General features: G+C 75.6%; 10 protein-coding genes. All 10 read right to left on the bottom strand.

Going from position 1 to position 12,582, the window contains the following annotated elements:
* Positions 1 to 4: 4 nt before the first annotated feature.
* Positions 5 to 688, bottom strand: coding sequence for a peptidoglycan editing factor PgeF (pgeF, locus tag BM142_RS00285; protein WP_254790431.1), 684 nt, complete (start codon positions 686 to 688; stop codon positions 5 to 7).
* 140 nt (positions 689 to 828) lie between these two features.
* Positions 829 to 2,136, bottom strand: a complete 1,308-nt coding sequence (ftsZ, locus tag BM142_RS00290) for a cell division protein FtsZ (protein ID WP_092194809.1) — start codon at positions 2,134 to 2,136, stop codon at positions 829 to 831.
* Between the two features lie 379 nt (positions 2,137 to 2,515).
* Complete coding sequence (locus tag BM142_RS00295) at positions 2,516 to 3,142, bottom strand: peroxidase-related enzyme (RefSeq protein ID WP_254790432.1); 627 nt, start codon at positions 3,140 to 3,142, stop codon at positions 2,516 to 2,518.
* 22 nt (positions 3,143 to 3,164) lie between these two features.
* Positions 3,165 to 4,034, bottom strand: a complete 870-nt coding sequence (locus BM142_RS00300) for a cell division protein FtsQ/DivIB (RefSeq protein WP_254790433.1) — start codon at positions 4,032 to 4,034, stop codon at positions 3,165 to 3,167.
* 80 nt (positions 4,035 to 4,114) lie between these two features.
* Positions 4,115 to 5,599 carry a UDP-N-acetylmuramate--L-alanine ligase gene (gene murC, locus BM142_RS00305; RefSeq protein WP_092194811.1) on the bottom strand — a complete coding sequence of 495 codons (1,485 nt, stop codon included), beginning with the start codon at positions 5,597 to 5,599 and terminating at the stop codon, positions 4,115 to 4,117.
* Positions 5,596 to 6,708: an undecaprenyldiphospho-muramoylpentapeptide beta-N-acetylglucosaminyltransferase gene (gene murG / locus BM142_RS00310; RefSeq protein WP_092194812.1), complete on the bottom strand. Its 1,113-nt coding sequence runs from the start codon at positions 6,706 to 6,708 to the stop codon at positions 5,596 to 5,598. Before murG ends, murC begins: the two co-directional genes overlap by 4 nt.
* Positions 6,705 to 8,294 (bottom strand): putative lipid II flippase FtsW, encoded by a 1,590-nt coding sequence (gene ftsW / locus BM142_RS00315; RefSeq protein ID WP_254790434.1) that lies wholly within the window; start codon positions 8,292 to 8,294, stop codon positions 6,705 to 6,707. Before ftsW ends, murG begins: the two co-directional genes overlap by 4 nt.
* Before the next feature lie 176 nt (positions 8,295 to 8,470).
* On the bottom strand, positions 8,471 to 9,550 hold the full coding sequence (gene mraY, locus BM142_RS00320) for a phospho-N-acetylmuramoyl-pentapeptide-transferase (RefSeq protein WP_092194813.1): 1,080 nt from the start codon (positions 9,548 to 9,550) through the stop codon (positions 8,471 to 8,473).
* Positions 9,547 to 10,941: a UDP-N-acetylmuramoyl-tripeptide--D-alanyl-D-alanine ligase gene (locus BM142_RS00325; protein WP_092194814.1), complete on the bottom strand. Its 1,395-nt coding sequence runs from the start codon at positions 10,939 to 10,941 to the stop codon at positions 9,547 to 9,549. Before BM142_RS00325 ends, mraY begins: the two co-directional genes overlap by 4 nt.
* Positions 10,938 to 12,512 (bottom strand): UDP-N-acetylmuramoyl-L-alanyl-D-glutamate--2,6-diaminopimelate ligase, encoded by a 1,575-nt coding sequence (locus BM142_RS00330; protein ID WP_092194815.1) that lies wholly within the window; start codon positions 12,510 to 12,512, stop codon positions 10,938 to 10,940. The genes BM142_RS00325 and BM142_RS00330 overlap by 4 nt, the downstream gene beginning before the upstream one ends.
* Between the last annotated feature and the right edge of the window lie 70 nt (positions 12,513 to 12,582).

Here is a 12,582-nt window from a genome sequence, read left to right on the forward strand (position 1 = left end):
CTGCTCAGCCGAGCCAGACGAGGCCGGCCTGCCGGCCGGTGACGCCGTCGCGCCGGTGGGAGAACAGCTGCGGGTCCTCCACCGTGCAGCGCGGGTCCTGGACCACCTCGGGGATCCCGGCGCGGCGGAGGATCTCCTCGACGCCGGCCCGCAGGTCCAGTCCGGCGGTCCCGGCGCGGGTGCGCACCGCGGACGAGGGCGCGACGCGGGCCACGTCCGCCTGCATGGCCGCGGGCACCTCGTAGCACGCCCCGCACACCGCGGGGCCCAGCAGCGCGCTCACGTGCCGCGCACGGGCCCCCAGGCTCGCCATGGCCGACAGCGCCGCGGGCAGCACGCCCGTGCGGACCCCCTCCCGGCCCGCGTGCACCGCGGCCACCACGCCGGCCTCGGGGTCGGCGAGCAGCACCGGGACGCAGTCGGCGACGAGGACGCACAGCACCAGGCCGGGGGTGGCCGAGACGAGGGCATCGGTGCCGGCCACCGGACCCTCCTGCGGACGGTCGACCACCGCGACGCCGGTGCCGTGCACCTGCGACATCCACACCAGCCGGTCCCGGGGCACCGACAGCTCGCGGGCCACGCGGTCGCGGTTGGCGGCGACGTCGGCCGGGTCGTCGCCGACGTGCTCCCCGAGGTTGAAGGAGTCGTAGGGCGGACGCGACCGGCCGCCCCGCCGATCGGTCACGACCCTGCGGGGTCGGACGGTCGACGGAGCGGCCGGGTTCGTCAGCATCGGAACGTGAGCCTACGAGGTGACGCTATGGAACGGCCCCCCGTTCAGGGTCCCGGCCTGAGCTTGCGAAGGCCGGAGGGAACGGGGGTCCTTCAGCCCTTGAGGAACTCCGGGATGTCCAGCTCCTCCTCGAAGTCCTCGTTGGACAGCGGGCGCCGTCCGGCGACCGGGCCCGGGATCGGCGGCAGCGGCGGCACGGTGATGCCGCCGCCCGGTGCCGGGGCCGGGCGGGAGGACGCCGCCGGCGCGGGCGCCGGTGCCGCACCGTTGGCCGGGGCCGCGGGCGCCGCCTGGTTCCCCTGCGGGACCACGCGCCGCTCCCCCGCCGGCTGGTTGGCCGCCGGGGTCATCGGCCGCCGGTACGGCGGCAGGCCGGCCGGGGCGGCCGCGGCCGTCCCCGTGGGTGCGCCACCGACGACCGACGCGGCTCCGGCGTCCTTGCGGGCACTCGGGCGGCCGCTGTCGAAGCCGGCGGCGATGACCGTCACCCGGACCTCGTCACCGAGGGCGTCGTCGATCACGGCGCCGAAGATGATGTTGGCGTCGGCGTGCGCGGCGTCCGAGACCAGCGAGGCGGCCTCGTTGATCTCGAACAGCCCCAGGTCCGAACCACCGGAGATCGACAGGAGGACGCCGTGGGCGCCTTCCATCGAGGCCTCCAGCAGCGGGCTGGCGATGGCCTGCTCGGCGGCCAGCAGCGCCCGGTTGTCGCCCCGCGCGCTGCCGATGCCCATCAGTGCCGACCCGGCACCCGACATCACCGACTTCACGTCGGCGAAGTCCAGGTTGATCAGGCCGGGCGTGGTGATCAGGTCGGTGATGCCCTGGACGCCGGACAGCAGCACCTGGTCGGCGGTGCGGAAGGCGTCCATCACGCTCACGTTGCGATCGCCCAGCTGCAGCAGCCGGTCGTTCGGGATCACGATGAGCGTGTCGCACTCGTTGCGCAGCTCCTCGATGCCCGACTCGGCCTGCACCGCGCGCCGCTTCCCCTCGAAGGCGAACGGCCGGGTGACCACACCGATGGTGAGGGCACCCAGCTTGCGCGCGATGGACGCCACGACGGGCGCGCCACCGGTGCCGGTGCCGCCGCCCTCGCCCGCGGTCACGAAGACCATGTCGGCCCCCTTGAGGACCTCCTCGATCTCCTCGCGGTGGTCCTCGGCCGCCTGCCGGCCCACGTCGGGCTGGGCGCCGGCGCCCAGGCCCCGCGTGAGCTCGCGGCCGACGTCGAGCTTGACGTCGGCGTCGCTCATCAGCAGCGCCTGCGCGTCGGTGTTGATCGCGATGAACTCGACCCCCTTGAGGCCGACCTCGATCATGCGATTGACCGCGTTCACCCCGCCGCCGCCGATGCCGACGACCTTGATGACCGCTAGATAGTTGTGCGGAGGTGTCATGCGGCGCTCCCCAACTGGACCCTCATCCTCAAGTTCAGCCTTACAGTTATGTCAACTCGGTCGACGGGGATGAAGTTAGGTGGGCCCGGAGAGGCCCTACAAGCACCCTCTCCGGGTCGGCGTGTCGGTGGCGCTGTTTCGCACCGAACTCGACCGACCCGTTGGTCACATGAGCACCACTGGCTGTGACGACCCGCGCCGCGAACGTCTCATCCCGGGGTGCAGACCCTGTGAGCTTCCTGGGACGGGAACCCGGAAAAGAGATACCGCGTGTCGGGCGTGTCGCGGTCCGCGGCGTGTCGGGCAGCCGGCCTCGTGGCAGCGGTGCGGAGGCGCGGGGACACCGTCCGCGACCGAGGGCAGCGCCGCCCCGCCACCGTCAGGTGCGCGGCACCCGGCCCATGAGGAAGAACTCCTCGTTCGGCGGGATCGCCGCCCAGTGGGCCAGCCGGTTGGAGAGCGCGAACAGGGACACGATCGCCCCGACGTCCCACACGTCGTCGTCGGTCAGGCCGTGCTCCCGGAGCCGGTCGAGGTCGCCGGCGGTGACCTCGGCCGGGGCGACGGCCAGCCGGATCGCCACCTCGAGGACCGCCTGCATGCGGGGCGGGAGCGGGGCCTTGCGCCAGTCGACGGCGACCTGGTCGGCCAGGTGGGGGTCCCGGGCGCGGATCCGCACGATCGCCCCGTGCGCGACCACGCAGTACAGGCAGTCGTTGGCCGCGCTGGTGGCCACCACGACGATCTCGCGGTCGGCCTTCGACAGCCCCGGCGTCTCCTTGTCCATCAGCGCGTCGTGCAGCGCGAAGAAGGCCTCCGCCTCCGCCGGGCGCCAGGACAACGCGGCGAAGACGTTCGGCAGGAACCCCGACCGCTCCTCCACGGCGGCGAACCGCTCGCGGAGCCCGGGCGGCAGGTCCTCCCTCGCCGGGACGGGGAACCTGCTGACGGCCGTCGCGGGCGACGGCGGGGACTGCGGAGCGGCGGGACGCGCGGTATCGGTCACGCCCGACATGCTGCGCCGGTCGTCAGCGGAGCACCACCGCGTCGGGGGTGCTGACGTCGATCGTCCCGGCCGGTTCGAGCGCGCCGTCGTCGATCTGGTCGAGCAGGCCGACCAGGGCGGCGGACTTCGCCCGCGAGTCCGCGGCATCCCCCCAGAGCACGAGGGTGCCGTCGGTGAGCGTCAGCGAGATGTCGTCGGGCGAGGCCGCGGCCGCCTGCGCGACATCCGCGCGGAGCGCCGCGGGCAGCGAGCCCACCGCCGCGACGCCGGCCAGCGTCGCCGGGTCCTCCGGCCCGGGCGAGGCGACCTCCAGCGGCACCACGCCCTCGGGGGGGCTCCCGGTCACCAGGTCGAAGAGCACGCCGTCGGCATCCACCAGCGATCGGCGGCCCGGTTCGCCGACGACGGCGACCGGGACCCGCTCCGCCACGGTGATGACGACGCTGTCCGGCCAGTTCCGGGTGACCTGCACGTGGTCGACCTGCGGCAGTCGCGCCACCCGGGCCTCGGCGGCGTCGACGTCGACGCGCAGCAGCGGCGTCCCGTCGCCGATGCCGGCGGCCTCCTGGACCTGGTCGGCCGGCAGCGTGACCAGCCCGTCCACGCGCACGTCCCGCACGGCCAGCACGGGCCCGGCCAGCAGCAGCCAGGCCAGGGCGCCGACGGTCACCAGCACGGCGAGTGCCTGCAGGACGCGGCGCCCGCGCGGCGGGGGCCGCCCGCGCCGGCGCGAGAGCGGGGTGACCGCCGCCGGGGCGCGACGGGTGCTCCCCGCGCGGGTGTCACCCTGCCGCTTGTTCTGCTGCCGCTTCTCCTGCCGCGTGCCGCCCGGCCGCGTGCCCTCCTGCCGCTCGGGCCCCCGGCGCTCCCGGCCGGAGCGGTCCCGTCCCACCGGGGAGTGCCGGTCACCGGACCGGCTCCCCCGCTTCCGGGACGGCCCGCCGCGATCCCGCGTCGTCGTCCCCGAACGGCTCACCGCTGGAGGCCCGCCGGGACGCCGTCACCCGGGGAGGGGTCACCCGTGGAGGGGTCGCCCGGGGAGCCGCCCGCCAGCGCCTTCAGCACCTCCGGTCCGACCATCGACACGTCACCGGCGCCCATGGTGACGACGAGGTCCCCCGGCCGCGCCCGGGCGGCGAGCGCCGGGGCCGCGGCGGACCAGGACGGTTCGAAGTGCACCCGGTCCGGCGGCAGCGGGACGGCGTCGGCGACCATGGCCCCGGTGACACCGGGGACCGGGTCCTCCCGCGCGCCGTACACGTCCATGACGACCACGTCGTCGGCCAGGCCCAGCGCCTGCCCGAAGCCCTCGGCGAACTCCTGCGTGCGGCTGTAGAGGTGCGGCTGGAAGGCGACGACCAGCCGCCCGTCCCGGGCGACCGCCCGGGCTGCCTTCAGCTGCGCGGTCACCTCGGTCGGGTGGTGGGCGTAGTCGTCGTACACCCGCACCCCGCCGACGACGCCCTTGAGCTCGAACCGCCGGTGCACGCCGCCGAACCGGCCGAGGCCCTCGATCAGCTCGGCAGCGGGAAGGCCCAGCTCGAGGCCCGCGAGGAGCGCGGCGGCGCTGTTGAGCGCCATGTGCTCCCCCGGCACCTGGATCTGCACCCGGCCCAGCTCGGCCCCGTCCAGCGTCGCGGTGTAGCTCGTGGCGTCGGGTCCCACGGCCAGGCCGGTGAGCCGCAGGTCGGCGTCGGGGCCCGTTCCGTACGTGCGCAGCCGCGCCGGGGCCTCCACCGTGCGCAGCCGGGCGGCGCCCGGGTCGTCGGCGCAGAGGACGACGAAGCCCGCGGGGTCCACGGTCTGCAGGAACCTGTCGAACGCCGCCTCGACGGCCGCGAGGTCGCCGTAGTTGTCCAGGTGGTCGGCCTCGACGTTGGTCACGATGGCACCGAAGGGGGCCAGCAGCAGGAAGGACCGGTCGCTCTCGTCGGCCTCGGCGACGAACACGTCGCCCTGCCCCGCGTGCGCGTTGCTGCCCGACTCGTTGAGGTCCCCGCCGATGGCGAAGGAGGGGTCGACACCGCACGCCTGGACGGCCACGGTCAGCATCGACGTCGTCGACGTCTTCCCGTGCGTCCCCGCCACGGCCACGCTGCGCCGACCGGCCATGACGCTGGCCAGGGCGACCGCGCGCGGCAGGACCCGCAGCCCGCGCCGGCGGGCGCCGGCCAGCTCGGGGTTGTCGGGGCGGATGGCGGTGGACACCACCACCGTGTCGGCCCCGGCCAGGTTCGCCTCGTCGTGCCCGACGGCGATCCGGGCCCCGAGGGCGCGCAGGGCCAGCAGCGTGGGCGTGTCGCGCCGGTCGCTGCCGGAGACAGCGACACCGCGGGCGAGCAGGATCCGGGCGATGCCGCTCATGCCGGCGCCGCCGATGCCGACGAAGTGCACGGCGCCCAGCTTCTCCGGCGCCGGCACCGGATCGGTCCATGCCGCGACGTCCGCGGCGCTCATCGCGACGTCCCCGCCCGTGCGGCGACGTCGAGCACGATCCCGGCCAGCCGGTCGTCGGCGTCGGGGATCCCGGCGGCGGCCGCGTGGCGGGCGTACCCGGCGAGCGCGTCGGGATCGGTCAGCAGCGGCACCAGGTGGTCGGTGATCCAGCCGGCGTCGAGGTCGGCGTCCTCCACCAGCAGCCCGCCTCCGGCCTCGACGACCGGCAGGGCGTTGCGCCGCTGCTCGCCGTTGCCGATCGGCAGCGGCACGAAGGCCGCGGGCAGCCCGACGGCGGAGAGCTCGGCGACGGTCACCGCACCGGACCGGCAGAGGGCGAGGTCGGCGGCGGCGTAGGCGAGGTCCATGCGTTCCAGGTAGTCGACGAGCACGTACGGGGCACTACCCGCAGGGCGTGCCGGGACAGTCACGTGTGTGTTCTTGGGCCCGCGGGCGTGCAGCACCTGGACGCCGGCCGCCGTGAGGGTGTCGGCCGCGGCGACCGCCGCGCGGTTCAGCGTCTGCGCACCCTGGGAGCCGCCGAAGACCAGGAGCGTGGGCCGGTCGGCGTCCAGACCGAACTCCCCCCGTGCCTCCACGCGGCGGGACGCCCGGTCCAGCGAGCCGATCGCGGTGCGCAGCGGCATCCCCACGTGCTCCCCGCGGTGCAGCGGGGTGCCGGGGGCGGTCACGGCCACGCGAGCGGCCAGCCGGGCGCCGATGCGGTTGGCCAGACCCGGCAGCGCGTTCTGCTCGTGCACCACGATCGGTATGCCCGCCCGCCGGGCCGCCAGGTAGGCCGGCAGCGCGACGTAGCCGCCGAAGCCGACCACGACGTCGGCGGACACCTCGTGCAGCACTGCGCGGGTGGCGGCCACCGCCCGGCGGACGCGGTCCGGCACGCGCAGCAGGTCCGCGGTCGGCTTCCGCGGCAGCGGCACCGGCGGGATCAGTCTCAGGTCGTAGCCGCGGGCGGGGACCAGCCGCGTCTCCATGCCGCGCTCGGTGCCCAGGCAGGTGATCCGCAGGTCCGGGTCCCGGCGTCGGATCGCGTCGCCCAGGGCCAGCATCGGCTCGATGTGCCCGGCGGTGCCTCCACCGGCGAGGACGACGCTCAGAGGGCGCCTCATCGAGGGCTCCCGGGCCGCCTCGACGCCCCGGGAGGCGGCGTCTGCCGGGGTGCGTTCCCGGTCCCGTCGGGTCCCCGCTCGCGGGTCGGGACCGACCGGCCCCGGCGCTCCCGGGTGCCCAGCTCGCGGTCCGGGCGGACGGACCGCGGCGGATCCCTCCGCGGCGGACCGGACCGCGGATGCAGGACGGTGCGTCCCCCGCCGGCCACCGTCGGGGCGGGCTGCCGGTCCTCCGGCCGCCGGCGGGGGCGGACGGGGTCCACGGCGGCTGCGGGCACCGGTAGCAGGAACCGGGCCAGCCGGGAACGGGACTGCTGGCGCTGGGCCTCGATGGCGGCCGGCTCGGCGCGGGCGAAGCGGGCCAGCAGGCCCACGATGAAGAGGGTCAGCACCAGCGACGTCCCGCCGGCCGAGATCAGCGGGAGCTGCACGCCGGTGACCGGCAGGAGGCCCACCACGTACCCCATGTTCATCGCCGCCTGGCCGACCAGCCAGACGGTGATGGCGACGCTGGCGAGCTGGACGAACCGGTCGGCCGACCGGCGGGCGATCCGGAAACCGGCCCACGCCAGGACGCCGTAGAGCGTGACCACCACGAGGCAGCCCAGGAAGCCGAGCTCCTCGCCGATGATCGCGAAGATGTAGTCGGACTCCGCGTGCGGCAGCAGGTTCCACTTCATCGCGCTGTTGCCCAGGCCGACCCCCCAGAAGCCGCCGGTGGCCAGGGCGTACATGCCCCGGATCGCCTGGAAACCGCCGTCGGTGGGGTCGGCGAACGGGTCGAGGAACGCGGTGATGCGGGCCATCCGGTAGGGCGCCAGCGTGATCATCCCGGCGAGCAGGGCCGCCCCGGCCAGCACGAACCAGCCGAACCAGCGCAGCGGCATCCCACCGCCCCAGAGCAGCCCGACCAGCACCAGTCCGAGGCTGACGACGGCCCCGAAGTCCGGCTCGGCGATGAGCAGCAGCGAGAGGATGCCGAACACGGGGAGCACGGGGACCAGCAGCGACGTCGTCGTCAGGTAGCGCTCCCGCAGGGCGAGCACGTGCGCACCCCAGAGAGCGAAGACCAGCTTGGCCAGCTCGGAGGGCTGGAAGTAGGTGAAGCCGAGGTCGATCCACTGCCTCGCACCGTTGAGCTTCACCCCGATGCCGGGGACGAGCACGGCCAGGAGCAGGACCACGGCGGCGATCAGCGCGATCGGCGACCAGCGCCGGAGGAAGCCGACCGGCATGCGCAGCGCGGCGAACATGGCGACGAGCCCGACGCAGGCCAGCGCGACCTGCTTGACGCCCGGCGCCCAGGCCGGCTCGTCGGCCAGCGCGGCCTCGATCGCCGAGGCGGAGAAGACCATCACCAGGCCGATGGCCAGCAGCAGGCCGGCCGATCCGAGGACCAGGTGCGAGCTGGTCATCGGCCCGTCGAGCCAGGCGGGGCCCCGGAAGCGGGGCGGGGACGCGGGCCGGGCGGGCGTGGCGCGCTCGCGGGCGGCCCGTTCCCGGCCGCGCTCGGCACCCGCCGGGGACGGCCGGCTGCCGGGCCGGGTGCTGGCGGTCATCGCCGCCCGCCCGACCCGTCCGCCCACATGGCCCCATCGTCGCTGCTGGCCGCCCCGTCCCGGTCGATCCGCGGCGCGTGTCGCGGGAGGAGGGCAGATCCCCGGCGGTGCCGTGATCGGACGGTCACCGGATCACCGCTCGCTCCCGCGGGCCGCTCCGCTCCTCGCTCGTCCCTCGCTGCGATGCTCACGCCCCTGTCCGCTCACAGTCCGACGAAGTTCAGCCAGTCGGCGTAGAACAGACCGATCCCGAACGCCACGGACATCGCCGTCACCAGCCAGAACCGCACGATGACGGTGTTCTCCGTCCACCCGGCGAGCTCGAAGTGGTGGTGCAGCGGCGCCATCCGGAACACCCGCCGCCGGGTGGCCCGGAAGAAGGCCACCTGGATCACCACCGACAGCGTGACGGCGACGAACAGCCCGCCCAGCACCACGAGGAGCAGCTCCGTGCGGGTCACGATCGCCAGCCCGGACAGCAGTCCGCCGAGCGCCAGCGACCCGGTGTCGCCCATGAAGATCCGCGCCGGGCTGGTGTTCCACCAGAGGAAGCCGAGGCAGGCGCCCAGCCCCGCGGCGGCGACCAGGGTGACGTCCAGCGGGTCGCGGACGACGTAGCAGCCGTCGATGGCCTCGCTGGCGCAGTCGTGGGTGAACTGCCAGAAGGAGATGAAGACGTAGGAGGCGAACACCATCGCCGAGGCGCCCGCGGCCAGCCCGTCCAGCCCGTCGGTGAGGTTCACCGCGTTGGAGAACCCGGCGATGAACAGGTACGCCAGGATCACGAAGCCCACCGCACCGAGGGCGAACGGGGCGATGTCCCGGACGTAGGAGACGACGGTGGAGGCCGGCGTGATGCCGTCGCCGTTGGGGAAGTTGATGGCGAGCACGGCGAAGGCGACACCGACGACGAGCTGGCCCACGAGCTTGGCGGTCTTGTTCAGCCCCAGGCTGCGCCGGTGCCGGATCTTGAGGTAGTCGTCGAGGAAGCCGACCGTGCCCATCCCCACCATCAGGAACAGCAGCATCAGCCCGCTGGCCGTGAAGCCCCAGTTCTCCTGGTCGGCGAGGAAGAGGTGCGCGACGAAGTAGCCACCGACGGTCGCCCCGACGATGACGGTGCCGCCCATCGTGGGCGTGCCCTTCTTGGACAGGTGGCTCTCGGGGCCGTCGTCGCGGATCTCCTGGCCCAGGCCCTGCCGGCGGAAGGCGCGGATGGCCAGCGGCGTGAGCAGGATCGAGATGATCAGGCTGAACCCGGCCGCGATCAGCACCGACCTCATGCGCCGCCCCCACCGGTCAGGAGGTCGGCGGCGAGCAGCTCCAGCCCGTAGGCGCGGCTGGCCTTCACCAGGACGACGTCACCTGGACGGAGCACCCCCGAGAGCAGCTCGCGGGCAGCGGCCCGGTCCGGCACGTGCACCGACTCCTCTCCTGTACGGCGGCCGGCGGCTGCCGCACCCGCCGCTATGCCTACCGCATCGGGCCCCACGGCAACGACCAGGTCGGCCCCGGCGGCGGCCGCGTCCCGTCCCAGCCGCTCGTGCTCGGCCGCCGCGCCGGGTCCGAGCTCCGCCATGCCGCCGAGGACGGCGATCCGGCGGTCGCCCGGCAGGCCGGCGAGCGCGGCGAGCGCGGCGCGCATGGACTCGGGGTTGGCGTTGTAGGCGTCGTTGACGACGACCACGCCGTCCGGCCGCCGGTCCACCTCCATCCGCCAGCGGCTGCGTGCGGTCGCCCCGGACAGCGCCGTGGCGACGTCGGCCGGGGCCATCCCGGCGGCCACGGCGGCGGCCGCGGCGGCCAGCGCGTTGTCCACCTGGTGCTCACCGGCCACCTGCAGGGCCACCGGGTGCTCCTCCCCCGCCGCCACCAGGGTGAAGCGGGGTCGGGCGGCGTCGTCGAGGGCGACGTCGGTGGCCCGGACGTCGGCGCCGGCACCCCGGCCGGTCGTGACCACGCGGGCGCGGGTGCGTGGCGCCATGCCGAGCACCCTCGGGTCGTCGGCGTTCAGCACCGCGGTACCGGACTCGGGCAGGGCCTCGACGAGCTCGCCCTTGGCCCGCGCGGTCCCCTCGGGGCTGCCGAACTCCCCCAGGTGCGCCGACCCCACGTTGAGCACCACCCCGATCTGCGGCGGCGCGATCGCGCACAGCCGGGCGATGTGCCCGGGGCCGCGGGCCCCCATCTCGAGGACCAGGAACCGGGTCGACCCGTCGGCGTCGAGGACGGTGAGCGGCAGCCCGATGTCGTTGTTGTACGAGCCCGGCGGGCTCACCGTCGAGCCGGCCGCGGCGAGCACCTGGCCCAGCAGGTCCTTGGTCGAGGTCTTCCCCGACGAGCCGGTCAGCCCCAGCGTCCGCAGCCCCCCGGCGGTCAGCCGGGCGTGGACACCGGCCGCCAGCCGGCCCAGTGCCGCCACCGGGTCGTCGACCACGACCGTGGGGAGGGCGTCGGCGGGACGGGCGGCGAGCGCGGCCACGGCACCGGCCGCCGCCGCGGCCGGGAGGAAGTCGTGGCCGTCGACCCGCTCGCCGGGCACCGCCACGAAGAGGTCCCCGCGCGCCACGAGCCGGGAGTCCAGGGTCACCTTCCCGGTCACGCGGGCGTCGTCGGCGCCGGCGACCCGGCCGCCGGCGAGCTCGGCCACCTCGGCCAGCGACAACGGGATCATGCGGTGGTCCCGAGCGCCGCGAGCACCTCGTGCAGCACCTCGCGGTCGTCGAAGGGGTGCACCGTGCCGGCCACCTCCTGGCCGGTCTCGTGCCCCTTGCCGGCCACGAGGAGGGTGTCCCCGGGGCGGGCCAGCGCGACGGCCGCGGCCAGTGCGTCGCGGCGGCCGGCGACCTCGTGGACCTCCGCCCGGCGGTCCACGGGCACGTCCTCCACGCCGGCGAGCATCGCGGCCCGGATCCGCGCCGGGTCCTCCGAACGCGGGTTGTCGTCGGTGACCACGAGGACGTCGCTGCCGGCCGCGGCGGCGGCGCCCATCGCCGGCCGCTTGCCGGGATCGCGGTCGCCCCCGCAGCCGAGCACGGTGATCAGCCGGCCGTCCGTGGAGGCCCGCAGCGCGGCGAGCGCGGTCCCCACCGCGTCCGGTGTGTGCGCGTAGTCGACGACGGCGACGAACGGCTGACCCGCGTCGACGGGCTCCATGCGGCCCGGGACCACCGTCGCGGCGATCCCCGCCAGCGCGGTCTCGACCGGCACGCCGACCGCGTCGAGGAGGGCGGCCGCCAGGACGGCGTTGGCCACGTTGAACCGGCCGGGCAGCCGCAGGCGCGCCGGCCAGGTGCGCCCGCCGGGCCCGGTGAGGGTGAAGGTGGAGCCGGCGTCGGCGGTGGCCAGCACGTCGGAGGCGGACCAGTCGGCAGGGCCCTCGATCGACACCGTGCCGGCGTCGGGCCGGATCGCCGCGAGCCGGCGCCCCGCCTCGTCGTCGACGGTGACCACGTCCCGGCCGGCCCGCCCGTCGAAGAGCAACGCCTTGGCCCGGAAGTACTCCTCGAGGTCGCCGTGGAAGTCCAGGTGGTCACGCCCGAGATTGGTGAAGCCGGCGGCGGCGAAGCGCACCCCGCCGACCCGGCCGAGCACCAGGGCGTGGCTGGAGACCTCCATGACGACCGCCGACACCCCGGAGCCGGCCATCGTGGCGAGCAGGGCGTGCAGGGCCGGGGCCTCGGGAGTGGTCCGGACGCTCGGGACGTCGGTCACGGTCGGGGAGCCGTCGGCGGCCCGGCCCCGGGTCCGCGTCTGCACGGTGCCGATCAGCCCGGTGGCCAGGCCGGCCTCGGCCAGGCCCGCCTCGACCAGGTACGCGGTCGTCGTCTTGCCGTTCGTCCCGGTGATGCCGATGACCGCCAGCTGCGAGCTCGGACCGCCGTAGACCCGGTCGGCGACCTGCCCCAGGGCGCCCCGGGGGTCGTCCACGACGCAGACCGGCAGGCCGGTGTCGCGGGCGTCGGCGAGCCCGGCCGGGTCGGTGACGACGGCGACGGCCCCCCGCCCGGCAGCGTCGGCGGCGAAGCGGGCGCCGTGCGTGCGCGCGCCGGGCAGCGCCGCGTAGAGGTCACCGGGGCGCACCTCGGTCGACGCGAGCGTCACGCCGGTCACCGCGGGCGCCGCGCCGGCATCCCCGGCGGCGGGCGCGCCGAGGAGATCGGCCAGGTCGGCCAGTGTCAGGGCGGCGGCCGGCGGCCGGCCCCCCGCTGGCCGGGGCGCCGACCCGGCGTCGGTCGGGGTCACGGGGCTCCAATCTACCGGCGGGCGACGACCGACCCGCACAGCTCGCCGGACCGTCGTCGACGGTCGGCCT

The organism is Blastococcus tunisiensis, assembly GCF_900112815.1.
GTDB lineage: Bacteria > Actinomycetota > Actinomycetes > Mycobacteriales > Geodermatophilaceae > Blastococcus_B > Blastococcus_B tunisiensis.

What these genes read in the sequence shown, in the direction of transcription:
- ftsZ (WP_092194809.1), bottom strand. Translation starts at nt 2,136, where the DNA reads ATGACACCTCCGCACAACTATCTAGCGGTCATCAAGGTCGTCGGCATC.
- murC (WP_092194811.1), bottom strand. Translation starts at nt 5,599, where the DNA reads ATGAGCGCCGCGGACGTCGCGGCATGGACCGATCCGGTGCCGGCGCCG.
- murG (WP_092194812.1), bottom strand. Translation starts at nt 6,708, where the DNA reads ATGAGGCGCCCTCTGAGCGTCGTCCTCGCCGGTGGAGGCACCGCCGGG.
- mraY (WP_092194813.1), bottom strand. Translation starts at nt 9,550, where the DNA reads ATGAGGTCGGTGCTGATCGCGGCCGGGTTCAGCCTGATCATCTCGATC.
- BM142_RS00325 (WP_092194814.1), bottom strand. Translation starts at nt 10,941, where the DNA reads ATGATCCCGTTGTCGCTGGCCGAGGTGGCCGAGCTCGCCGGCGGCCGG.